Origin of the sequence: Paenibacillus sp. 7541, assembly GCF_002276395.1 — a bacterium.
In the GTDB taxonomy this organism is placed as follows: domain Bacteria; phylum Bacillota; class Bacilli; order Paenibacillales; family Paenibacillaceae; genus Paenibacillus_AQ; species Paenibacillus_AQ campinasensis.
The window spans coordinates 212,980-235,896 of the sequence record NZ_NQLZ01000011.1 but is presented as its reverse complement, the minus strand read 5'-3'; the positions used below and the strand labels follow the sequence as shown (position 1 = coordinate 235,896).

Annotated in this window: 19 protein-coding genes; 3 read left to right on the top strand and 16 right to left on the bottom strand. The window is 53.3% G+C overall.

Annotated features, from left to right (window positions below):
• Positions 1 to 6: 6 nt before the first annotated feature.
• The 12 genes from fliF to CHH75_RS07050 all read right to left on the bottom strand — a co-directional run bounded on the left by fliF (position 7) and on the right by CHH75_RS07050 (position 15,345).
• A complete protein-coding gene (gene fliF / locus CHH75_RS07105) occupies positions 7 to 1,584 on the bottom strand; it encodes a flagellar basal-body MS-ring/collar protein FliF (RefSeq protein WP_095265746.1) in 1,578 nt (525 codons plus the stop codon).
• Between the two features lie 34 nt (positions 1,585 to 1,618).
• Positions 1,619 to 1,927 (bottom strand): flagellar hook-basal body complex protein FliE, encoded by a 309-nt coding sequence (gene fliE / locus CHH75_RS07100; protein ID WP_095265747.1) that lies wholly within the window; start codon positions 1,925 to 1,927, stop codon positions 1,619 to 1,621.
• Between the two features lie 44 nt (positions 1,928 to 1,971).
• Complete coding sequence (flgC, locus tag CHH75_RS07095) at positions 1,972 to 2,421, bottom strand: flagellar basal body rod protein FlgC (protein ID WP_095265748.1); 450 nt, start codon at positions 2,419 to 2,421, stop codon at positions 1,972 to 1,974.
• Between the two features lie 6 nt (positions 2,422 to 2,427).
• Positions 2,428 to 2,835 (bottom strand): flagellar basal body rod protein FlgB, encoded by a 408-nt coding sequence (flgB, locus tag CHH75_RS07090; RefSeq protein WP_095397835.1) that lies wholly within the window; start codon positions 2,833 to 2,835, stop codon positions 2,428 to 2,430.
• Positions 2,836 to 3,265: 430 nt separating this feature from the next.
• Entirely contained in the window at positions 3,266 to 4,669 is a 1,404-nt protein-coding gene (gene hslU, locus CHH75_RS07085) for an ATP-dependent protease ATPase subunit HslU (protein WP_095265756.1), read from the bottom strand.
• A 30-nt stretch (positions 4,670 to 4,699) separates the two neighbouring features.
• Positions 4,700 to 5,242, bottom strand: a complete 543-nt coding sequence (gene hslV, locus CHH75_RS07080; protein WP_095265757.1) for an ATP-dependent protease subunit HslV — start codon at positions 5,240 to 5,242, stop codon at positions 4,700 to 4,702.
• Between the two features lie 21 nt (positions 5,243 to 5,263).
• Complete coding sequence (trmFO, locus tag CHH75_RS07075; protein WP_095265758.1) at positions 5,264 to 6,595, bottom strand: FADH(2)-oxidizing methylenetetrahydrofolate--tRNA-(uracil(54)-C(5))-methyltransferase TrmFO; 1,332 nt, start codon at positions 6,593 to 6,595, stop codon at positions 5,264 to 5,266.
• 21 nt (positions 6,596 to 6,616) lie between these two features.
• Complete coding sequence (gene topA, locus CHH75_RS07070; RefSeq protein WP_095265759.1) at positions 6,617 to 8,716, bottom strand: type I DNA topoisomerase; 2,100 nt, start codon at positions 8,714 to 8,716, stop codon at positions 6,617 to 6,619.
• A 35-nt stretch (positions 8,717 to 8,751) separates the two neighbouring features.
• On the bottom strand, positions 8,752 to 9,924 hold the full coding sequence (dprA, locus tag CHH75_RS07065; RefSeq protein WP_095397834.1) for a DNA-processing protein DprA: 1,173 nt from the start codon (positions 9,922 to 9,924) through the stop codon (positions 8,752 to 8,754).
• 150 nt (positions 9,925 to 10,074) lie between these two features.
• Positions 10,075 to 11,004 carry a succinate--CoA ligase subunit alpha gene (sucD, locus tag CHH75_RS07060; protein ID WP_095265761.1) on the bottom strand — a complete coding sequence of 310 codons (930 nt, stop codon included), beginning with the start codon at positions 11,002 to 11,004 and terminating at the stop codon, positions 10,075 to 10,077.
• A 125-nt stretch (positions 11,005 to 11,129) separates the two neighbouring features.
• A complete protein-coding gene (gene sucC / locus CHH75_RS07055) occupies positions 11,130 to 12,290 on the bottom strand; it encodes an ADP-forming succinate--CoA ligase subunit beta (RefSeq protein ID WP_095397833.1) in 1,161 nt (386 codons plus the stop codon).
• Between the two features lie 367 nt (positions 12,291 to 12,657).
• A complete protein-coding gene (locus CHH75_RS07050; protein WP_095397832.1) occupies positions 12,658 to 15,345 on the bottom strand; it encodes an alpha-L-rhamnosidase in 2,688 nt (895 codons plus the stop codon).
• 189 nt (positions 15,346 to 15,534) lie between these two features.
• On the opposite strand from CHH75_RS07050, the gene CHH75_RS07045 reads away from it, so the two are divergent.
• Positions 15,535 to 16,407: an AraC family transcriptional regulator gene (locus CHH75_RS07045; protein WP_255222985.1), complete on the top strand. Its 873-nt coding sequence runs from the start codon at positions 15,535 to 15,537 to the stop codon at positions 16,405 to 16,407.
• A gap of 121 nt (positions 16,408 to 16,528) precedes the next feature.
• Here CHH75_RS07045 and CHH75_RS07040 read toward each other — a convergent pair whose 3' ends face one another.
• Entirely contained in the window at positions 16,529 to 17,257 is a 729-nt protein-coding gene (locus CHH75_RS07040) for an N-acetylmuramoyl-L-alanine amidase (RefSeq protein WP_095265765.1), read from the bottom strand.
• A gap of 729 nt (positions 17,258 to 17,986) precedes the next feature.
• Here CHH75_RS07040 and CHH75_RS07035 point away from each other — a divergent pair.
• Entirely contained in the window at positions 17,987 to 19,597 is a 1,611-nt protein-coding gene (locus tag CHH75_RS07035) for a YifB family Mg chelatase-like AAA ATPase (protein WP_095397830.1), read from the top strand.
• Between the two features lie 25 nt (positions 19,598 to 19,622).
• Positions 19,623 to 20,057 carry an N-acetyltransferase gene (locus CHH75_RS07030; RefSeq protein WP_095397829.1) on the top strand — a complete coding sequence of 145 codons (435 nt, stop codon included), beginning with the start codon at positions 19,623 to 19,625 and terminating at the stop codon, positions 20,055 to 20,057.
• 154 nt (positions 20,058 to 20,211) lie between these two features.
• Here CHH75_RS07030 and CHH75_RS07025 read toward each other — a convergent pair whose 3' ends face one another.
• Genes CHH75_RS07025 through CHH75_RS07015 form a run of 3 tightly spaced genes read right to left on the bottom strand, consistent with a single transcriptional unit; the run spans position 20,212 to position 22,888 of the window.
• Entirely contained in the window at positions 20,212 to 20,592 is a 381-nt protein-coding gene (locus tag CHH75_RS07025; protein WP_176475486.1) for a YraN family protein, read from the bottom strand.
• Entirely contained in the window at positions 20,592 to 20,897 is a 306-nt protein-coding gene (locus CHH75_RS07020; protein WP_095397827.1) for an EscU/YscU/HrcU family type III secretion system export apparatus switch protein, read from the bottom strand. Before CHH75_RS07020 ends, CHH75_RS07025 begins: the two co-directional genes overlap by 1 nt.
• Complete coding sequence (locus tag CHH75_RS07015) at positions 20,894 to 22,888, bottom strand: hypothetical protein (RefSeq protein WP_095397826.1); 1,995 nt, start codon at positions 22,886 to 22,888, stop codon at positions 20,894 to 20,896. Before CHH75_RS07015 ends, CHH75_RS07020 begins: the two co-directional genes overlap by 4 nt.
• Positions 22,889 to 22,917: the final 29 nt, after the last annotated feature.

The following is a 22,917-nucleotide window of genomic DNA, read 5'->3' as shown; positions in this document are numbered from 1 at the left end:
CCACCTCTATTCCTCAGCAAGCCATGTGCGAAGTAAATTGACAAACTCATCCGGCTTCTTCTTGGCCAGTGTCTCAAGCTGCTTGCGAACCTGACTCTCGTTCGTGACACTTTCCAGATTGACCGATGGAAACTCCGTAGCAGGAGGAAGCGGAACATCGTCTTCCAGCATTTCTTCCTGCTGTCTGCGTCTGCGAATGAAGAAGTATGCGCCTCCGGCAATGAGAGCCAGTGCAGCGATACCAATCCCCCACAGCAGCGGCTGGGACAGAAGAGTTTGCGGCGTATCCGGATTAGTATTAATTACCTGCGAAACAACCGAAACTTTTTGTGCCAATTGTGCGTCTGTATAGTTAGAGCCGGAATCTGAAAGTGAAGCTCTAACAATGTTGACCAGAATGTTCTCAATCGCCATTCTTGTCGTGTCATCCAAAATTTCTTGTCCCGAAGGTGGTTCAACCGAGACATTTATGGTTAAATCTTTAACAACATATGGACTGGCAATGATATCTCTCGTAATCCGGTTAACCTCGTAGTTCACAATTCTTGATTCTTCTTCTGAGGTTGTTTGTCCACTGGACGCATCGCCTGGATAGCCTGCGATTTCTTCTTCACCGACTCCAGCTACACCACCCGTTGGACTACCTGTTCCGGAATAGTTCTTCTGAATTTCCTGGACGCTGAGCTCGATGCCCCTCATCTCTTCTTCATCCACAGGGGTCACCAGGTTTTCTTTGCTCTGCACCTGATCGAAATTCAGTTTGGATGCAACCAGAACATTGACTTTGTTGGAGCCCATATACTTGGACAGAAATTGCTGTACGTTCTGCCTAACATCGTTCTCGAATTTCTTCTGAAGAGCGAAGTTCTCTTCAACTTTGCCCATGAGACCGCCTTGACCGCCTTTGGCAGTGGCAAGCAGCTCCACCTCATCGTTGGTGATGGTGATATTCTCAATCGGCAGATTCGGAATCGCTGTTTTGACAAGGTTGTAATACCCGTCAATCGCTTCCTGATGCGGACGGAAGCCCGGTTTGAACTGAAGCACTACCGAAGCACTGGCCTTATCTTCATTGCCGGTGGATGCAAACACGCTTTCCTTTGGCAGATTGAGAAGCACGGTAGCGTCTTGGATGCCCTGCATTTTTTCAAGCAGTCGCTCCACTTCGCCGTTCAGCGCGTTTACATATTTCACTTCAAATTCATTTTCAGTCATGCCGATTGCCGAGGAATTCTGTTCAAACGTTTCAAAGCCGATCGTCCCGTTCTGGACTAGGCCTTGAGACCCAACATCAACCATTACCCGGGCAGCCTGGGTGCTCGGCACTGAAATGCTTTGCCCATCGGGGCTCAATTGGTAGCCAATCCCCTGGGATTCGAGATAGCTGATAATGCCAGCGGCATCGCTTGAATTCAGGTCTCGGAACGCTACCTCATACTTGGTCTTGGAAAATTGGACCGTTAGAACTATCAGCGCGATGAGCAGAATCGCAATCGTTGCAATCAGCATTATTTTTTGTTTTTGGCTAAACTGGCTCCAATATTGGGTCGCTTTATCCCGATATTGGGAAATTCTCTCGTTCACATCGTCACCCCATCCGAAACTTTGCTAGAAACTTTTAGATTTGCGTACGCATGATCTCCTGATAGGCTTCTACCACCTTGTTTCGGACCTGTGTGGTAAGCTGTATGCTTAACAATGCTTGCTGGCCTGCTATCATCACCTGATCCACGTTAACTTCGCCGAGCATCAATTTGTCACTCATGACGTGGGCCGTTTTTTCCTGGGAAGCTACCGCATTCAGCGCTTCGCCCAAGTATGAGCTGAACTCTCGGATGGTCTCAGTCGGCGCCGCTTTCGCCGCAACGCTGTTCTGCAATTGAAGAGGCTGTACCTGCGCGGTACTGAACATTGTATTTTGAATCATGAAATTCTTCCCTCCAGCAATGGTTATGTATTTAGAGCAATTATTTATCTACCGATTTCCAGAGCCTTCATAATCATAGCTTTGGAGGCATTGATCGCTGTAACGTTCGCTTCATAGGAGCGAGAGGCTGAAATCATGTCCACCATCTCTTTGGTGATGTCCACATTAGGCATATAAACATAACCTTCGGCGTTAGCATCCGGATGGTTCGGATTATAGACCAGCTTCAGAGGAGATTGGTCCTCTTGAACCTTGCCTACCTTTACCCCTTGAAACGCCTGTCCGCCCGACATCTCCGCCCTTAGCATCTGCTCAAACGAAGCCTGCCCAGGCTCAAGAACAACCGTTTTCCGCCTATACGGAACCGCTTCTCCATTGACGATGCGGGCTCTTGTTGTCTCCGCATTCGCAATATTGGAAGAGATGACGTCCATCCGTAGACGCTGTGCCGTAAGCGCCGATGCGCTGATTGCGAAGCTGTTGCTGATGTTCATGTCATGTTATCTCCCTTCGATCGCTGTCCGCATGATTCGAATTTGCTCGTTAACAACCTGTACGTAGGAATTGTAGCGGAGCTGGTTTTCCGCGAGCAGTGACATTTCTCGATCCACATCGACATTGTTCTGATTGTTGTTCATGGAGCTTGTTTCGTCCGTTAGAACTACAGCATCAGGAATCCGATTGGAACGTCCGATTTCAAAATGTCTGGGATCTGTCCTTCTGCCGGAGAGGGATAATTGGGTCCCTCCCATTTCTTTCTTCAAAAGACTTTCGAATGTAACCGCAGATCTCTTGAAATGGGGAGTGTCCACATTCGCGATATTGTTCGACAGAACCGTGTTTCTGAGGTTCGCTGCGTCCAATCCGCTTTGAAGCCGTTGAAAGCTACTGTTATTCAATAGATTCACTAGCTCATTCCTCCTATTTGGATTGCTGAAAGGCACTGCGCACTTCCTAACTTAATCCTTTTTTCGACAATTAATCTAATCCGTACGCACTAACCTAGGTCTTAAGTAGAAAAAGACAACATGATGTCATATAAACTAAGTTTCTTAAAGATTGGGACTTTTTACAATAAGAAAAAAGCCCTATCTTTCGACGAAAAGAAGGGCTTTTTAATCATTTTTTATTGTTTTTTTCCTAAAAAATTGAAAAACGACACCTGATTCTGTAAATTTTTCTCGTATTTTCACACCACTGGGTCCTGTTTTTCTCCCTATCATTTCCAGAAAAACCACGAAAACCGTCCTGCCAGCTTCCAACTTGCGAAAGTCATTCGACAATATCCCGAGTTTGGGATCGACAGCCTTGTCGCATCCCGCTGTAGAATTGACGGGGTTATAAGATATACTGGCTCAGATCCCGATCCTGGGCAATGCCCGCCAGTTTCTCGCGCACATACTGCGGCGTGATCACAAGCCGATCCAGGGTCAGCTCAGGCGCTTCAAACGACAGATCCTCCAGCAGCTTTTCCAATATCGTATGGAGCCTCCGCGCCCCGATGTTCTCGGTATTCTGGTTGACCGAAGCAGCAATTTGCGCAATTTCCCTGATCGCATCAGGTGAGAACTCAACCTCCAAATTCTCGGTTCGAAGCAAATGAATGTACTGTTTGGTCAAAGCATTTTTCGGCTCGGTCAGAATGGATACAAAATCATCCAGGGACAAACTGTCCAGCTCTACGCGAATCGGAAAACGTCCCTGCAGCTCAGGAATCAGGTCCGACGGTTTTGCAATGTGGAAAGCACCCGCTGCGATAAACAAAATAAAGTCTGTTTTCACCGGCCCATACTTTGTCATCACCGTGGAGCCCTCTACGATAGGCAAAATATCGCGCTGGACCCCTTCCCGGGATACATCAGGTCCCGACTGCCGGCCTTGGCTCGCCACTTTGTCTATCTCATCTATGAAGATGATGCCGGACTGCTCCGCACGGCGAATCGACTCCTGGATGACATCGTCCATGTCGATCAGCTTGGCCGCTTCCTCCTGGGTCAGCACCTTTCTCGCTTCTTTAATGCTGAGCTTGCGTTTCTTGGTGCGCTTGGGCATCAGACTGCCGAGCATCTCCTGCATGTTCATCCCCATCTGATCATTGCCCTGACCGGCAAACATGTCAAACATGTTCGGAGAGGTGTCCTCCACGTCAATCTCGATGATGTCATCCTCCAGCTTCCCTGACAACAAATTAAACCTGACCTGTCTCCGCTGCTCCTTCAGGCTCACATCCTTGTCTTCAGGCTCCTCCTGCTCCGTCTGACCGGCATTTCCCCCGCCGAACAGCATCTCAAACGGGTTGCGCTGATTTTTCTGACTCGATCTCGATGGAACCAAGATTTGCACGATACGCTCATTAGCCATCTCTTCCGCCTTGTCGCGAACCTTCTCGGTACGCTCCAGCTTCACCATCCGAATCGCCGTTTCCACCAGGTCCCGAACCATCGATTCCACATCACGTCCGACATATCCGACCTCGGTAAATTTGGTGGCTTCTACTTTGACGAATGGAGCGTTCACCAGCTTGGCAAGCCTGCGGGCAATCTCTGTCTTGCCGACACCGGTCGGACCGATCATCAGAATATTTTTGGGCACGATTTCATCCCGCTCGCTGTCGCTCAGCAGGCTGCGCCGATATCGGTTGCGGAGCGCAACCGCCACCGATTTCTTGGCTTCCTTCTGTCCAACGATATACTTATCCAGTTCGGCAACAATTTGCCTAGGGGTCATCGCTTCATTCTTCATCGCTCTACCTCCGCCCTGTATAAACTTCGATCACAGCTCTTCCACAATGATATTACCATTGGTGTACACACACACTTCAGAGGCAATCTGGAGCGCCTCGCGGGCGATGTCCTTCGCCTCCAAATGCTGGGCATGGCGCTTCAATGCACGGCCGGCGGAGAGCGCAAAATTGCCGCCAGAGCCGATCGCCAGCACATCATCATCCGGCTCGATAATCTCCCCGTTCCCGGAAATGAGCAGCATCCCCGTTTTGTCCATCACGATCATGAGCGCTTCAAGCTTCCGCAAAATCCGGTCCTGTCTCCAGTCTTTGGCCAGCTCCACAGCCGCGCGCTGCAGATTGCCATGATGCTCCTCCAGCTTGGCTTCAAACTTCTCAAACAGCGTGATTGCATCCGCCACAGAACCGGCAAAACCGGCGACAACTTGTCCCCGGTAAAGACGGCGTACCTTTTTGGCGGTCTGCTTCATGATGACGTTCTGCCCGAAGGTTACCTGGCCGTCGCCGGCAATGGCTGCAGTGCCGTTATGCCGCACGGCGCAGATCGTAGTCGCATGAAAAGTCATATCCATGATGGCCGACCTCCCTAATGGTTATAAAATCTTATTCAGTCCATGGTCATTAATAAAGTAACGGATCTGGTCCAGCGCCCGGTTGGCCAAAGCTTCATTCTTCTCCTTCTTGTTGCGAATGCGCTTCTCAAGCTGAGGCAGCAGTCCGAAATTGGCATTCATCGGCTGGAAGTTGTCCGGATCGGCATGGGTAATATAATATGCCATACTGCCGATCGTTGATTCTTGCGGGAATACAATTCCTTCCTTGCCCTGCGCTGCCAGCGCTGCATTGATGCCTGCAATCAAGCCGGAAGCAGCCGATTCCACATATCCTTCCACACCGGTCATTTGCCCGGCGAGATATAGGTTCGGACGGTTTTTCACCTGATAGGTCTGTTCAAGCAGCTTCGGCGAATTGACAAACGTATTGCGGTGCATGACACCGTAGCGTACAATTTCCGCGTTCTCTAGGCCTGGGATCATCGAGATGATCCGCTTCTGCTCTCCCCATTTCAAATGGGTCTGGAATCCTACAAGGTTGTACAGCGTGCCCGCCGCATTGTCCTGACGAAGCTGGACAACGGCATAAGGCAGCTCTCCCGTATGCGGATTGACGAGGCCCACCGGCTTCATCGGACCAAACAGCGCCGTCTGTTTTCCCCGCTTCATCATCACTTCGATCGGCATGCAGCCTTCAAAATAGATCTCCTTCTCGAACTCCTTGAGCTCGGCCACCTCTGCGTTCACGACCGCCTCGTAGAAGGCGTTGAACTCCTCTTCGGTCATCGGGCAGTTCAAGTAGGCGGCTTCTCCCTTATCGTATCGGGAGGCCAGGTAAACCTTGCTCATATCAATCGAGTCTTTCTCGATAATCGGCGCAGCCGCATCGTAGAAGTAGAAATAATCCTGGCCCATCAGCTCGCGAATTTCGGCCGACAGTGCCGGCGATGTCAGCGGACCTGTAGCAATGACGACGATGCCTTCTTCAGGTATATGCTGGATTTCCTCGTTTACGACTTCAATTAACGGGTGATTATGCAGCGTGTGCGTAATCTCTCCGGAAAAGCCGTCCCGGTCTACCGCCAGCGCACCGCCGGCGGGTACCGAGTTGCGGTCTGCCGAGCCGATAACGAGTGAATTCAACATCCGCATCTCTTCCTTCAGAACGCCCACGGCATTCGTCAAACCGTTCGCGCGAAGGGAGTTGCTGCAGACAAGCTCAGCGAACTTGTCCGTATGATGCGCCGGCGTCTTGACCACCGGACGCATCTCATATAAGGTGACGGGGACCCCCCGGCTGGCAATTTGCCAAGCGGCCTCGCTCCCTGCAAGACCGGCTCCGATGACAGTCACCCTTTGTGCTTCAGTCAACTTCATTACCTCCTGTATGCCTTACAATTCTGCTGCTTCGTCCTGTTCTTCCATCATTTCAGAATAGTCACAGGCTGTACATTGAAGCTTGATGCCCTGCTTGCTCTTCTTCTCGATCATCTGTCCGCTGCAGTTCGGACAAGGCTTCGGAGACGGTTTATCCCAGGATACATAATCGCATTCCGGATAACGGTCGCATCCGTAGAAAATGCGCCCCTTTTTACTGCGGCGTTCCACCACATGCCCCTCCTTGCACTTCGGACAAGCAACGCCAATATTCTTGATGATCGGCTTCGTGTTGCGACAATCCGGGAAGCCCGAGCATGCCAGGAATTTTCCGAATCGTCCCAGCTTGTATACGAGCGGCTTGCCGCATTTCTCACATATTTCATCGGAAACCTCATCTTCGATTTCGATTTCCTTCATCTCTTCTTCCGCAACCTCAAGCCGCTTTTCGAAGGATTCATAGAATTCGGACAAAATTTTGACCCAATCCTCCGTTCCATCCTCCACATGGTCAAGGTCTTCTTCCATGTTCGCCGTAAATTCCACGTTCAGAATTTCCGGGAAAAACTGCTCCATCTGCTCGATCACAAGCTCGCCAAGTTCTGTCGGAACGAATTTCTTTTCTTCGATCGCGACATAACCCCGCTTCTGGATCGTCTCCAGCGTCGGCGCATACGTACTCGGACGTCCTATGCCAAGTTCCTCCAGCGTCCGGACAAGACGCGCTTCCGTATAGCGTGGAGGCGGCTGGGTAAAGTGCTGCTTCGGTTCAATGTTCTGTTTCTCCAGTTGATCGCCCTTGTGAAGCGCTGGCAAATATTTGTCTTCCTCGGTGGTGCCATCATCATTGCCCTCAACATACACCTTCATGAATCCAGGGAAACGAACCTTGGAGCCCGTTGCCCGGAAGACCGTGCGTCCGGCGGCGATGTCTACGGAAAGCGTATCCAGTACAGCCGATGACATCTGGCTGGCGACAAAGCGCTCCCAGATCAGTTTATACAGCCGAAGCTGATCACGGCTCATGTAAGGCTTGACGGATTCCGGATCACGCAGGACCGATGTCGGACGAATCGCTTCGTGCGCATCCTGGGCGTTTGCGCCTTTCTTCGAATATTGCCTTGGGCTTTCCGGCACGAAAGGATCTCCGTACTTGTTTTGAATGTAATCCTTGGCCTCGCCTTGCGCCGTTTCCGAGATCCGTGTGGAGTCCGTACGCATGTAGGTAATCAGACCGACGGTTCCCTCTTTGCCGAGTTCCACACCTTCATACAGCTGCTGGGCAACCGACATCGTTTTCGCAGCTCTGAAGCCGAGCTTACGCGCTGCCTCCTGCTGCAAGGAGCTTGTCGTAAATGGTGGGGATGGATGACGCTGACGCTCGCGTTCCTTCACGTCGGTTACCTCGAAGGAGGCATCCTGAATCGCGGCCAGAATTTCGTTTACATCCTGCTCGCTCCCGAGTTCCTTCTTCGCGCCGTCGAGTTGAACAAACTTCGCTTCGAAAGAAGCGCCCTTCACCGCCAGCTTCGCGGTAATCGTCCAGTATTCCTCGGGAACAAACGCATTGATTTCATTCTCCCGATCCAGAATGATCTTGACGGCTACGGATTGCACGCGGCCGGCCGACAGCCCCTTCTTCACCTTCTTCCACAGCAGCGGGCTGATCTTGTAACCTACCAGACGGTCAAGAATTCGTCTCGCCTGCTGCGCGTTCACCAGGTCCATGTTGATTTTGCGCGGTGTTTTGAAAGCGTCCTTGACGGCTGTTTTCGTAATTTCGTTAAAGACGACACGAAGGCTCTGGGATTCATCCAGCTCCAGCGCATGCGCCAGATGCCACGCGATCGCCTCACCTTCACGATCGGGGTCAGCCGCGAGATACACTTTTTTCACTTTTTTGCTTGCATCCTTAAGTTCCTTTAAGACAGAACCTTTTCCGCGGATCGTAATGTATTTCGGGTTGAAGCCATTTTCTACCTCAACGCCGATTTGGCTTTTCGGCAGATCGCGAACATGCCCCATTGAAGCTTTCACGATGTACTTGCTGCCGAGATATTTGCCAATGGTTTTCGCCTTGGCAGGCGACTCTACGATGACGAGAGAATCCGCCACAGGTTCATCCTCCTCTCCAACATCAAACTTCCCATTTAAATGATCTTATATATAGCACCGGGTAATTGGGTTATCTGCTTTTTTATGATTAAAGATAACAGAACTGAATGCAAATGTCCAAAATCCCATCGGGTTTGCTCCAGCAAATCGTCGAGCGAGCCCGGCCCTTGTTCGAGCCTATGGTATATTTCCAGTTCATCATTTGTCAACCCGGCGTTTTCTCCAGCAGCAAAATGATCCTCCTGCCGCTCCTTATTGTATGAATCCTTTATGCCTTTTGGCAACCAAATTTCATATTCTTCTATAATATCCGCACCGCATGTCACCATCTTGGCTCCCTGCTTGATCAAATCCAGCGTCCCCCTGCTCTTCGGAGATGTCACTTGTCCAGGAACCGAGAAAACATCCCTTCCCGCCTCCAGCGCCATATCCGCCGTAATGAGCGAGCCGCTGCGGGCATCGGCCTCGACCACCACCGTCCCGAGCGCAAGCGCTGCAATAATCCGGTTTCGACGCGGAAAGAAGCCCGGGCGCACCTTGGTTCCCGGCGGATATTCAGAGAGGATCAGCCCCTTGTCTGCAATATCCTCATAGAGCGAGCGATTCTCCGGCGGGTAAACGACATCGATCCCTCCTCCGAGCACAGCGATCGTCCGGCCGTCACGGGCCAGAACCGCGTCGTGCACCACGCTGTCGATGCCTCTTGCCATGCCGCTGACGACGGCAAATCCCGCCTCTGCCAGCTCCTCCGCCAGCACGGCCGCTACCTTCTTGCCATATGCCGTGGGCAGGCGGGTGCCTACCATGGCAATGCTTGGCATCTCCATAAGCTGGAGATCGCCAATTGCGTACAACACCCACGGTGGCTGGGAGGACGAATGCAGGCGCTGTGGATACAACGTATCGAGGGCTGTAATAATACGTATTTTTTGATCATTTGTCAAATTTGATGCGGAGCTGCATTGTTGTCGAGGCTCGTTCGTGTCATCGTCCGACATCCGGTTCGTCACCGATTCGACAGTAAGCATGAAGTTATGTTCGAGATGATGCGCCGTTTCGACACCCACGCCGCAAGCCTCCCAATCCTTTGCTCTATAATGAAGCATTTCGCTGCGTATGCCACCGTGATGCATGATGCGCTCGATTGTTTTCCAGCCGATCCCTTCACTTTCATGCAGTGCCGCCAATACGATATTGCTTATATCCATATAACGCTGCTCCCTTCGGTTCAGTTAATGACGATAGAATTATCCTTAAAAACACGAAAAGCAACCCTTTATCTCCCATCGGGAAATAAAAGGTTGCTTACCTTGAATCAAACTACTATGAAACTATGAATTTCAGTAGCGCCCCGTTAATTAGTGCGTTGTGCACTTCGCCAGAATGCCTTGTTCTTCCAGAACACTAACGAGTGTCGAGCCCATCTCGGAAGGGGTTGGCGCAACTTTGACACCACAAGCTTCAAGTACCGAAATCTTCTCCTTGGCTGTACCTTTACCGCCGGAAATAATGGCGCCGGCATGACCCATCCGCTTCCCTGGAGGCGCTGTAGCTCCACCGATAAAGCCGACAACAGGCTTAGTCATGTTGGCTTTGATCCACTCGGCAGCCTCTTCTTCGGCCGTACCGCCAATTTCACCAATCATAATAACCGCATAGGTGTCCGGGTCTTCATTGAACAGCTTCAGCACATCAATGAATTCGGTTCCCTTCACCGGGTCGCCGCCGATGCCAACCGCGGTGGATTGTCCGATGCCGCGAGCCGTCAGCTGGTGAACCGCCTCATACGTCAGCGTACCGCTGCGGGATACAACGCCGACATGGCCCGGAGTATGGATGTAGCCTGGCATAATGCCGATTTTGCACTGACCTGGCGTAATGACACCCGGACAGTTCGGACCGATCAGGCGTGTCTTCTTGCCTTCCATGTAACGCGCTACCTTCACCATATCAAGGACCGGAATCCCCTCGGTAATACAGATAACCAGCTCCATTTCAGCATCGACAGCTTCCATGATGGAATCTGCGGCAAATGCAGGCGGAACATAGATAACACTGGCCGTAGCACCGGTCTTCGCTTTGGCTTCTTCAACCGTATTAAACACCGGGAGGCTGACGTTTGTTCCATTCTCCAGCGTAATTTCGACTTGGGTTCCACCTTTGCCTGGAGATGTACCGCCCACCATTTGCGTGCCGTAATCCAGAGCGCCCTTGGCATGGAACAGAGCCGTTTTCCCTGTAATCCCTTGCGTTATTACTTTTGTATGTTTATCGATCAAAATACTCACGATTGATTCACATCCCCTATTGTAATTTCAGGACTTTGCAAAATTCCTCATTTGAATAATGAAAGCAACCGCACGGCAGGAGCGGAATTCTCCTTCATGTGCCATGCCTGTTCAGGAATGAATAATTACTGAACGAGGGAGACGATCTTCTGCGCTCCGTCGGCCATGGAATCGGCAGGTACGATGTTCAGTCCGGATTCCGCCAGAATCTGCTTGCCAAGCTCTACGTTTGTCCCTTCCAGACGCACGACAAGCGGACGGCTAAGCCCGATTTGCTTCGCGGCTTCCACCACACCGTTGGCGATGACATCACAGCGCATAATGCCGCCAAAGATGTTCACGAAGATGCCTTTAACCTGCGGGTCGGACAGAATGATCTTGAAGGCTTCCGTAACCTTCTCCGTCGTTGCACCGCCCCCTACATCAAGGAAGTTGGCCGGCTCGCCGCCGTAGTATTTGATGATGTCCATCGTTGCCATCGCAAGACCGGCACCATTCACCATACAGCCAATGTTGCCGTCAAGCGCTATGTAGCTCAGGTCAAATTTGGATGCCTCGATCTCCTTCTCGTCCTCTTCATCCAAATCACGCAGCTCCTGGATGTCCTTATGACGGAACATCGCATTGGAGTCAAAGTTGAGCTTCGCATCCAGTGCCATCACATTGCCGTCACCTGTAACGACAAGCGGGTTAATCTCGGCAATCGAGCAGTCCTTCTCCACAAAGGCTTTATACAAAGCCATCATGAATTGGGCTGCCTTGCCTACCAGTTCGTTCGGAATATTAATGGAATATGCCAGTTTGCGAGCCTGGAACATTTGCAGTCCAACCGCTGGATCAACGACCTCTTTAAAAATCTTCTCCGGCGTAGCTGCTGCAACCTCTTCAATCTCCGTTCCGCCTTCTTCGGAGGCCATCATAACGACGCGTCCGGTTCCACGGTCCACCACAACGCCGACATAATATTCTTTGCGAATGTCGCAGCCTTCCTCAATAAGCAAGCGCTTAACTTCTTTGCCTTCCGGTCCGGTCTGGTGAGTGACCAGCACCTTGCCCAAAATCTCTTCGGCATAGGCACGAACCTCATCGAGGTTCTTCGCAACTTTCACGCCGCCGGCCTTACCGCGGCCACCTGCATGAATTTGCGCCTTCACAACCGTCACCGGGCTGCCCAAAGATTTGGCCGCTTCGACAGCTTCTTCAACCGTAAACGCAACCTTGCCGTTCGGAACGGCTACTCCGTATTGCTTCAGTACTTGTTTTCCTTGATATTCATGGATATTCATTCTGGAATCCTCCTATCAACATGACTGGAACAAGGCGGGTCGGCTGGGAAAGCTATCTATGTTAGCGGTTCCCATGACAACCTTTTATATAATGAACCCAAGTTATTGTAACATGTTTTTAAAACGCTTACCTTAAAAAAATGGCCTCTGATCCACTCTATTTTGATATGGAATTGATCCCGTCAAGAGAATATTTGGAATATAATGGAATTCCGAAGATAGGTTTCTCTAACTATAATCGTAAAAAAATAGAGCGTCTGCCACCCATCAACATGGGTCAACAGCCGCTCAGAAATATAAGGAAGTCCTGTCAGGTGCCCTCCTAATCATCGCTGCCAACGCAGCGCTGCCCGCTCATTCTCGCCGTCTATTCGATGACTCCGCCAGCCACGATTCGGTACGTCCCCGAGCCAAGCTCGAGCACCGCGCAAGCTTCGTACTCTCGGGCGGAAAGCACGCCCTCAGCCTGCTCTGCACGCTTGTTGTTGACCAAGACACCCGCCAGTTGCCCGTGCGGAATGCGAGCCTCTGCCGTCGTATTCGGAGGCAGTTCAAACTCATAGATGACGGAGCCGCTCTCGTCTATGCGCCATCCACTCCGAATCACTCCATACCCCGACTCATACGAGGCTCTGGCATAGACCATACCAGAGTCCGGCCGTGGCCGGAACAGAATGCGTTTATATCCCGGCTGCGACTCGTCGAGGTCAAGCCCGGCCACGGCCCGGTACAGCCAGTCGCCGATGGAGCCGTAAGCATAATGGTTAAAGGAGTTCATGTCCTTGCTCCAGAACGTCCCATCCGGCTTGATCCCGTCCCAATGCTCCCATATAGTTGTCGCCCCCTGGCGGATCGAGTACAGCCAGGATGGATAGTCCTCCTGCTGCACAAGCTTTACGGCCAATTCATGATACCCGTTCTCGGACAGCACATGGCACAGGTACGGGGTTCCTACAAAGCCGGTTGTCAGATGACCGTTCTGCTCCTGCACGTCATCCGCCAGCGTCCGTGCCAGTCGCTCGCGCACCGGGCCATCGACGAGCCCGAACATCAGCGGCAGCACATGTGCCGTCTGGGTATGGGCAGCAAGCCTGCCGCTTCCCGTCACAAACTCCCGGTTGAATGCCGCCACAATGCTTTCATACAATTCGCCATACTTTCGAGCGTCCTCCTTATAGCCGAGCACCTGCGCCGTTCTCACAAACAGCCCGGTCGAATAGGCATAGAAGCAGGTGGCGATCAAATCCTTCGGCGTAGCTCCTACATAACTGCCTTCCTTAGCATCAAGGCCGAGCCAGTCGCCAAAGTGAAATCCGGTATTCCATAAAAACTCGTTATCCCCTTGGGAGCGGATATACTCAATCCACGCTTTCATGCTGTCATATTGCTCTGCCAGCACACGCTTGTCGCCGTAACAGACATACAGCGTCCATGGGCATATAACCGCTGCATCGCCCCAGGCCGAAGAGGAGTGTGACTTCTCATCCAGCACATCCGGAATGACAAACGGCACGCCGCCATCTTCACGTTGATCAGCCTTCAAATCGCGCAGCCACTTCGTAAAAAACGACGCGACTCCGTAGTTGAAAGCCGCGGTCCGAATGAACACCTGGGCATCCCCGGTCCAGCCAAGCCGCTCATCCCGCTGCGGGCAATCGGTAGGAACATCCACAAAATTGCCTCGCTGCCCCCATCGGATATTACGCTGGAGTTGGTTCAGCAACGGATGAGCGCATTCAAAGTCACCGGTTCTCTCCATATCGGTATGAATGACATGCCCGGTGATCCGCTCCAGTTCCAGCGGAGCCTCTGCCGGCCAGCCCTCCACCTTGACATAACGGAAGCCCTGAAATGTGAATCGCGGCTCATACGTCTCCCCGCCGCCCTTGCAGGTGTACCGCACCGTTTGTCTGGCAGACCGGAGATTCGCGGTGTAAAAATGGCCGTCTTGATCAAGCACCTCCCCGTGCTGGAGCGTAATCGAAGTGCCTGACGGCAGATCCAGCCGGAGATGAAGGCGGCCGACCATATTCTGGCCCATATCAATGACCGTTTCACCCGACGGGGTCCGCAGCAAGGCCACGGGCTTGATCCGCTCTGTCACGCGTGCAGGCTCATTCTCCTGCATCACAAGCACATCTCTCGAATCGGCCAACTCCCTGACCTCTGCCCATTCGGAATCATCATAGGCCGCAGTAGACCATCCGGTTTTCTCCAGGCGAGCATCATAGGTTTCGCCATGATAAAGCTCAGACATGAGAATCGCCCCTGTGGAAGCCCGCCAAGACCTGTCGCTGACCAATACATCTGTCGTCCCATCCTCGTAGTCCATATGCAGCTGCAGCAAAAGTGCCCGCGTATCGCCATATTTACCAGATTGACTGTCCCAGCCCAGAACCCCTTTGTACCATCCATTGGCCAGGAAAGCGCCGATGGCGTTGCGCTCGCCCTCCTGAATCTGATCGGTGACATCATAAGCCTGTACCTGCAGCCTGCTGTCATAACTGGTCCAGCCCGGGGCATACTGCTCGTCCCCGACACGCCGGCCGTTCAGCTCCAGCTCATACATCCCTCGCGAGGTGACGTATACGGTAGCCCGGCTAACCCCCTTCCGGACAGTGAAGGTAGTTCTCAGCTGGAACACTTCCTCTGCCAGCGGATCAATCGCCTTGTCATCCGGCGTGATCCAGCGTGCAGACCAGTCCGAAGGGTGCAATAACCCCATCTCAAAACAGGCCGACGGGCTCCAGTCCGACTCGCCTCCGCGTTGATCCCATACTTTGACTCGATAGTAGTACCGTTGCCGGGACTGTAACGCCTCTCCGCCGTATTCGACGAGCAAGGAATTGTCCGATGTTTGTTTTCCCGTATCCCATACCAGCCGCTGCTCATCAAACCCCTGCCCGCCGCTGGACACCTGAATCCGGTAAGCATGCTGCATCACATGCATGCGATCCGACGCCAGCTGCCAGCTGAATCTGGGCAGCTTTACTCCCAGTCCAATCGGATTGTGGCGATATTCGCAGCTCAGACGGGTCACTTCCAGTGCTTGCATACGTGTTCCTCCTTTTCATCGAGCATTTGCCGCCATGCGAGCAGCATCTCACCTCTATTGTAGGGGGCGCTGCTCTCTTGTTCAGGGGAGGCATGCGACATTTTTATAGGTCGATCTGGACATTTTACAACCGGTTTCGTAAGATGAAGCCAAACAAGGCAGTCTGAATAAGGGGCGGTAGACGTGAGCATGACACGGAGTACTTTTGTAATGCCAGGGGAGCATTTTTTTGAACCGGGAATTCCGATCTATGTAAACCGGGCTTGCGAAACGTTTGAGATGGCCGAGCATTCCCATGAATTTATTGAAATCACTTATGTGAGCGAAGGCTCCGGGGTCCATTACATTGCTGGTGATGCCGTTCCGGTGGAGCACGGGACACTGTTCTTCATTCCGATCGGGCGCAGCCATGTGTTTCGTCCGAGAACGATGCGCAAGGACCGGCCGCTGATCGTATACAACTGTCTGTTTCCAGCCCGGTATTTAGTGGAGCTGCGGGACGCCTTTCCCCATGCTTCAGAGTTATGCGAACCGTTTATCGAGCAGCGGGTGCACTGGTTCTCGATGCGGGATGATGCCGGAGAATACCATGCCCTATTCCGCGAGATGCATCGCGAGTTTTCCGCCAGACCGCCAGGATATTTGGGGGTGCTCGCTGCGCTGGTCGTTCGAATATTAGCCGGCTTGTACAGACATCAGCTTCAGCTCGGATCGCCTGAGCGGGACAGACCGCAGTGGTTGTCCATCGATGAAGCTGTCGCCTATATTGACCGCCATTATGCCAGCAGCCTCAGACTCGGTGATTTTGCCGCCAAGGCCAATCTCAGTGAACGGCAGTTCAGTCGCCTGTTCCGGAAGCAGACCGGAATGAGCTTCACCGAATATGTGCAGGGCATCCGAATGGATGCCGCCTGCCGCCAGCTTGCGGCCAGCCATCAAAGCGTGGCAGAAATAGCATCCGAGGTGGGATACAGCGACCTGAAATTTTTCCATCAACTGTTCAAGAAAAAAATCGGGGTGACCCCAAGGCAATATCGCCAGCAGGCAAGATCGACCTCATAGGGCGATCACAACGATAAACCTCCCTTTAGTCATGTTTAAGGGAGGTTTATAACACGTGTTATGCTGTTGTGTTACCCGTTGGGTTGCAGTACTACTCGCTATTATTGCAATCATTACTCGTTTATTGTGGTTTGGTGACGGTCGCGGTTTTCGTCTGATTGTCCCACGCCACACGATCTCCGCTTGCTTCTGCCAATGCTCTTAAAGGAACATACACCGTATTGTTAATGATGAGGCCATTCTGAATTTCCTTACCGTAGGCGATAACGTTAGCCTTGTCCATTTGAGGAGTCCCCCCTTTTCGTGTCAGGCCCAAGTGTCTGGCAATCCCGTTCACATGACCGTTTACCAGTGCGTTAATGACGTCGGGGTTCTTCAGCTTGTTCGCATCCGACGCTACATCAATAAACAGATTTTCCGTTAAAACGGCCGGCATTCTGCTCTCCCGCAGCATGTGCAGGTTCTGGGATTTCACACCTCGATCTATAACGTTAAATGGCGCCAGTGCTTTCATAATCTCAGCATGCAGCGCATCGTGCAGGTTCACGGTAGTGGATGATACCGAGGTGTAACGAAACGACTCAAACCCTCCATTGCCTCCACCGGCATTACAGTGAATGGATACAAGGATATCGGCACCGGACCGATTCGCTGCGTTCGTGCGCTCCGAGAGTTCCAGGAACACGTCCCTGTCCCGGGACATCAGCACCTGAACCCCGTCATACTCGGCCTCCAGCTTTCGCTTGATCGCTACCGAGAGCGCCAGCACCACATCTTTCTCCAGCAATCCGTTGCCGGTTGCGCCCGAATCCCTTCCACCATGTCCAGGATCTATCCACACTATCGGCATGCTCTTACCTCCTTGATCTCCTGATCTAACACCCATTGCGATTGTCTTAGCATGTACTTTATTCTATGGTTCCGTCTGCAAATGGTAACGGCGGGCTGTCCCCCAACTAGATGGGATGCAGGTTGGCAGCAATAATCGATTCGCATACGCTATGGGGGAGTCGTGAATATAGGCATGGACGAGGCTTGGTTAGAGAGTTTTACTAATGGAGTTAGTTATCCAATTAATGTAATTTAAAATATTATAATACATTTTTCAAAGGTAGTCAGGAGGGATTTTCTCTACTTTAGTCGTCCTGCTAGCTTCAAGCAGCCATGCATTATAGATTCACTCTCGATTTTCGCCAGCTTTGTACGCTTATTCCTTTTAGTCAGGTAGAACATTGAACCCGACTTTGAACCGTAAGCTTGTTTATTTCCTATACGTATCCCTCTTGACGTGAGCCGTTGTTGCATCCAGTCTAGCATCTACTCCTGCATCCACACTTTTGTTCCACTCCACGATTCATGAACCTTTCCCACCGCTCTTCGATTCCTGAACGAAAGGGATAATCATGCAAAGGCAGAGGAAAGGGATACCCAAGACTCGTTATTGACAGTAACTGATGAATAATTTTACAATTACTTATATATGAACGAAAATGAGGAAGCACCCTTTTTCGGATTGTCGGCCGGACTCAACATAGTAGAGCCACCAGAGCCGAATATCGAAAGAGAGGTGCTTTTTAATATGTACGGTAAGCTATACAGCGCTTGCCTTCACGGAATCGACGGCGTCACGATTCAGGTTGAAGTTGATCTGTCGAATGGTCTGCCTCAAACCTCCATCATCGGACTACCGGATTCCTCGATCCGGGAATCGGTCGAGCGGGTGCGGGCCGCGGTCAAAAATTGCGGATTCACCTATCCGATGAAAAGGGTCACCATTAATCTGGCGCCAGCCGACCTGCGCAAGGAAGGATCGTCCTTTGATCTTGCCATTGCGTTAGGCATTTTGGTAACGAGCGAGCAAATTGATTTTTCACCTGAATCGCTGCTCATTCTCGGTGAATTGGCGCTGGACGGATCACTCCGTCCCATTAACGGGGTGCTGCCTATGGTGGAGAAGGCCAAACGGGACGGGTTAAAGGGCGTGCTGCTCCCCTACGAGAACGCCCCGGAGGCTGCGCTAATCGGCGGGATGAACGTATACGGGCTGCGTCATATTAAGGAGCTCACGGGCAGCCAGGCGGACGGGTTAATTGAACCGGACAGGCCTCAAAGTGAAACGCACTCGCCGGGGAGATCCGCGCCTTTCACAGTCCATCTGTCCAAACTGCTTTATACCAAGTCCGATATTGAAAACCATGGATGCGTGAACACCCCGGATGATGTCGTTGAGGATTATAGCGACGTCATCGGACAACCGCATGTCAAGCGCGCGCTGACGATTGCCGCAGCAGGCATGCACAATATCATGCTCATCGGCCCTCCCGGTACCGGAAAAACGATGCTGATGAAGCGGCTTCCTACCATTCTGCCTCCGTTAAGTGAACAAGAGTCGTTAACGACAACGAAAATATACAGCGCAGCCGGAAAGCTTAAGCATACCGGAAGTTTGATGACCAGACGTCCTTTCAGATCCCCTCATCATACCATTTCATCCGGCGGGCTGATCGGGGGCGGCACCATTCCAAGGCCCGGCGAGGTCAGCCTCGCACACAAGGGCATACTTTTTCTCGATGAGCTTCCGGAGTTCTCCCGGCATGTGCTTGAGGTGCTGCGCCAGCCGCTGGAGGATCGTGAGGTTACGATCAGCAGGGCGAGAGCTGTTCTCACCTTCCCTGCACATTTCATGCTCGCTGCATCGATGAATCCTTGTCCGTGCGGATTCTGGGGAAACGATCATCCGCAGCAGCGATGCACCTGCAGCCCGCGACGGATCGGACAATATCGTGCTAAAATATCCGGCCCTCTGCTTGATCGCATCGATCTGCAGGTTGAGGTTCCGCGTCCGAAAGACCGTTATGACACCGCGCATCAGCTCTCATCCCGGGAAATGCGGGAGCAGGTTATGGCAGCACAGCTCCTTCAATCCACGCGATACCGACATCTGCCATTCAGCTGGAACAGCGAATTGTTTGGCAGTCATTTGCGTCGTTATGCTGCGCTCGACAGCGCCTCGGCCAGCCTGCTCCAGACCACGATCGATACGCTTGGGCTCAGCATGCGCGCCTATGATAAAATATTAAAGCTTGCCAGAACGATCGCGGATCTGGACCAAGCAGAGTGCATCGGCAGCCACCACGTCGCCGAGGCGATCCAATATCGGCAGCTGGACCAGCTGCCGGTGTATGTCTGAAGAAATCATCACAAGGAGCATGTCTATGAATATTCGACTTATGGAAGAACGTGAGCAGGATTCAATGATTGAACTATGGCTGAGAGGGTCGGAACAGGCCCACCATTTTATTCCGATGGAATACTGGTCATCAAAGCAGAGCGAGATGAAAAATGTGTATTTGCCGATGTCGGAATCCTATGTCCTGGAGATAGACGGACATATTCGAGGGTTCATTTCGATTGTCGGTTCGTATTTGGCCGCGCTGTTCATCGACCCTGAGTATCAGTCTCGCGGATATGGTCGGAAGCTGCTCGATCATATCAAAAGCCGACAGGAGCGGTTGGAGCTCAAGGTATACAAGGCAAATGAACAGGCCGTTCAGTTTTATTCCCGACACGGGTTTAAGGTGCAACAAGAAATGCTGGACCCGGACACCCGGCAGCCGGAGTATTTGATGGAGTGGACCAAAAGTAAGTAACGCATGAAACACAATAGAGCAGAGAAATGCTGATGCCTATTAATCATAGAAAAACGCATGCCGAGGAATAGAAATCCGTCTGTTGCGGCATGCGTTTTTTGATGTATGATCTATAATCCGTGAGCAGTGTAGTGTTCCCCGCTCATCCGTGTTGTTAAAAAGCGTTGACGATATGATCCATGGAGGCGGCTGTCATGTCATCCTGAAGAATGATCGAAATGACGTCAAACCGAACAGGCTTGTCGTAATAGCGTTTATAGTGAATGTACTGCTCCGCCGTGTTTCTGACCTGCATCATTTTTCTTGCATTGACGGATTCAGACGGCGTACCGTAGCTTGCGGTGGCGGTTCGGCTCCGCACTTCGATAAATACCAGCACGCCTTCCGTCTCTGCGATAATGTCCAGCTCGCCATAACGGCTGCGCCAGTTGCGCTCCAGAATGCGGTATCCTTTCCGGCGCAGCATCTCAGCTGCCGCCATCTCGGCCGCGTCTCCCTTCTGCTTGCGGTTATCCGCTTTGCCTGTTGAGGACATTATTTCATCATGCCCCCTCTTTCTGCCTGACGGTCAGCCTGATACACATAAGTTAGCACTTCGGCCACCAGCTGATAAAGCTCGGGAGGGATTTGCTGGTCTAGATCCAGCTTGGAGAGCACCTCCACCAAAGCCGCATCCTCCTGTACCGGCACGCCATGCTCCATCGCTTTCTGCAGGATCGTCTCCGCCAGTTCTCCCGAACCCTTTGCTACGACGACAGGAGCTTCATGGTCGCCAGGAGCGTACTTGAGGGCGACTGCTTTTTTGACCGCAGCATTGGCTTCAGTATCTGGCTGCTTCATATCCTCATATCCACCCCTTTGTATGATTGAGGCGTATACTCCGAGGCCGTGCCTCTTGAAGGAAGCTCGGACGCCATGTCTTGTGCCTCAGGCAGCGGTTCAACCTTCAGGCTGAGCAGCTGATAGCCGACAGACTCCACCCCTGTGGCAAGGTCTTCCCTCCGCTGTTCAAACAGCTCTGAAGCCCACACCTGATCATTTCGGATGTTCACACTGACAATCCGGTCGACAATCTGCACATCAATCAGCGTCAGACCGAGCGCTTTCATATCGAGGTCAAACAGCAGTCGGCAGTTCGTGCTGTCGAGTTCGCCTTTAGGTCCTCTTCGCGACTGAATGTGGATCGAAGCGGTCTGCTGACCGTCCGCACCATGAAGAGGAATAAACATCGTCACCTGGGCAAAAGGTGCGGTCCGGTCGGTATTAAGAAGCAGCTGCTGGCCTGTCAGATGCTGTACAAGCTGCTGGGCTGCCTCCTTAAGCGCAGGCGGCGTATCATTCCCCGACACCAGTTGAAGCAGCAGCCCTTTGATGGTGTCCTGCTGCGCGGCTACCGAACCGGCCTGCGGGGCGACGGCCCCGGGCAGGTTCGGTGTTCCTTGCGCAGCTCCAGCCTGGGCAGCTTGCGGCACAGCCGCCGCTGCCCCTGCGCCTGGCGCTGCGGAGCCGCCAGGCTGGCTTGGGGCTTGGCCAGCTGCCACTGCCGCAGGCTGGGCAGCCTGGCCCCCCGCGGCAGCTACGCTAGCTGCGGCCTGGCCAGCGGCGGCAGGCGCCGGCGCATTCGCGGCCCCGGCGCCCGCCGCTCCGGCCGCGCCTTGGGCGGAACCGCCCGCGGCCGGCCCGCCCCCGGGCAGCGCTTGCGCTTGCTGCCCGGGTTGCGCGGCGCTGCCTGCGGCTCGCGCCGCGTCCCCTGCGGGGCTGCTGCCAGCCGCCCCGCGCAGGGCCTGCTGCTCGTGCTCCGCACCGAGCAGCTTCAGCAGCCGCCCTACCCACGGCTCGTCAGAGCCGCGGACAGGCGGCTGCTGAGGCGAAGGGCCTGCGGCCCCTTCGCCCCCCTGTGGCGCCTCTGCAGCTGGCGGCGCGCCCGCGGCCGCGGCCGCCGGCCCTGCGGGCAGCCCGGCGGCCTGGCCCTGGGCGGCAGCAGCCGAGCCTTGCGCCGGCTGCTGGCCGCTCCAGGGCTGCTGGGCCAGCTCGGTGCGCAGCTGGTGAAGCAAGCCTTGCAGCTTCACCAGCACCGCCTGCTGGCCCCCGCCCGCCGCCTGGGCAGCGCCGGCTTGGCCTGCGGCTGCGCCCTGCGGCTGCGGAGCCGCATCAGCGGCCGCCCCCGGGCCCGGAGCCGCCTGAGCGGTCCGGGATGCTCCGGCCGCCTCCCCAGGGCTGCCGGGACTGCTCTGCCCGGTCAGCGCAGCGATCAGCTGCTGCTCCAGAGATTGCAGCAGCTGATGGAGCGGCGGGCCGAATACGGCCTGATGCAGCCCCCGCACACTCTCCGGTGTGATAGGCAGCCCGCGATGAAACGCGATCGCTGCCGATTCCAGCCACTCTGCCGCCGGCACCTGCGGCGGCCTGGCTCCCATCATCCCTTGAAACTGGCTTATATTTTCTCGAGTCAAAGGAACGCCCGCAAGCTGCATCGCCCGAATCATTTCCCGGTTTTCCTTCGTATCCGGCAATCCTGCATACTCAAGCACCTCAGCCATCGAGGAAGGAGACAGCGGCAGTGCCTGCGATTGACTCAGCGGTTTCAGGACCGCGGTCGCACTTTCTCCGGGCGGCTGAACCTGAAGCAATGCCGTTTCCCCCGCCCGCAGCGGGGTTTCCAGCTTCGCCTTAACCTGTACGCCCTGAATCTGGACAACCGCCTCCTGACCGTTCTCCGTTACATTCATTACTACACCGCGGACGACTTGGCCGGGCTTCAATTCCAATGTCTTCGCATCCCCCGGCTTCTGCTCTCCCAACAGTCCTCGAATCAACGATCCGATGTTCACCTTATTTGTCCCCCTAATTGTTCCTTTCC

Excerpts from the sequence above, each read along its gene's own strand:
- fliE (WP_095265747.1), bottom strand. The coding sequence starts at position 1,927 with ATGATTCAAAATACAATGTTCAGTACCGCGCAGGTACAGCCTCTTCAA.
- flgC (WP_095265748.1), bottom strand. The coding sequence starts at position 2,421 with ATGAACATCAGCAACAGCTTCGCAATCAGCGCATCGGCGCTTACGGCA.
- hslU (WP_095265756.1), bottom strand. The coding sequence starts at position 4,669 with ATGAAGAATGAAGCGATGACCCCTAGGCAAATTGTTGCCGAACTGGAT.
- hslV (WP_095265757.1), bottom strand. The coding sequence starts at position 5,242 with ATGGATATGACTTTTCATGCGACTACGATCTGCGCCGTGCGGCATAAC.
- dprA (WP_095397834.1), bottom strand. The coding sequence starts at position 9,924 with ATGGATATAAGCAATATCGTATTGGCGGCACTGCATGAAAGTGAAGGG.
- sucC (WP_095397833.1), bottom strand. The coding sequence starts at position 12,290 with ATGAATATCCATGAATATCAAGGAAAACAAGTACTGAAGCAATACGGA.
- CHH75_RS07050 (WP_095397832.1), bottom strand. The coding sequence starts at position 15,345 with ATGCAAGCACTGGAAGTGACCCGTCTGAGCTGCGAATATCGCCACAAT.
- CHH75_RS07045 (WP_255222985.1), top strand. The coding sequence starts at position 15,535 with ATGACACGGAGTACTTTTGTAATGCCAGGGGAGCATTTTTTTGAACCG.
- CHH75_RS07040 (WP_095265765.1), bottom strand. The coding sequence starts at position 17,257 with ATGCCGATAGTGTGGATAGATCCTGGACATGGTGGAAGGGATTCGGGC.
- CHH75_RS07035 (WP_095397830.1), top strand. The coding sequence starts at position 17,987 with ATGTACGGTAAGCTATACAGCGCTTGCCTTCACGGAATCGACGGCGTC.
- CHH75_RS07030 (WP_095397829.1), top strand. The coding sequence starts at position 19,623 with ATGAATATTCGACTTATGGAAGAACGTGAGCAGGATTCAATGATTGAA.
- CHH75_RS07025 (WP_176475486.1), bottom strand. The coding sequence starts at position 20,592 with ATGTCCTCAACAGGCAAAGCGGATAACCGCAAGCAGAAGGGAGACGCG.
- CHH75_RS07020 (WP_095397827.1), bottom strand. The coding sequence starts at position 20,897 with ATGAAGCAGCCAGATACTGAAGCCAATGCTGCGGTCAAAAAAGCAGTC.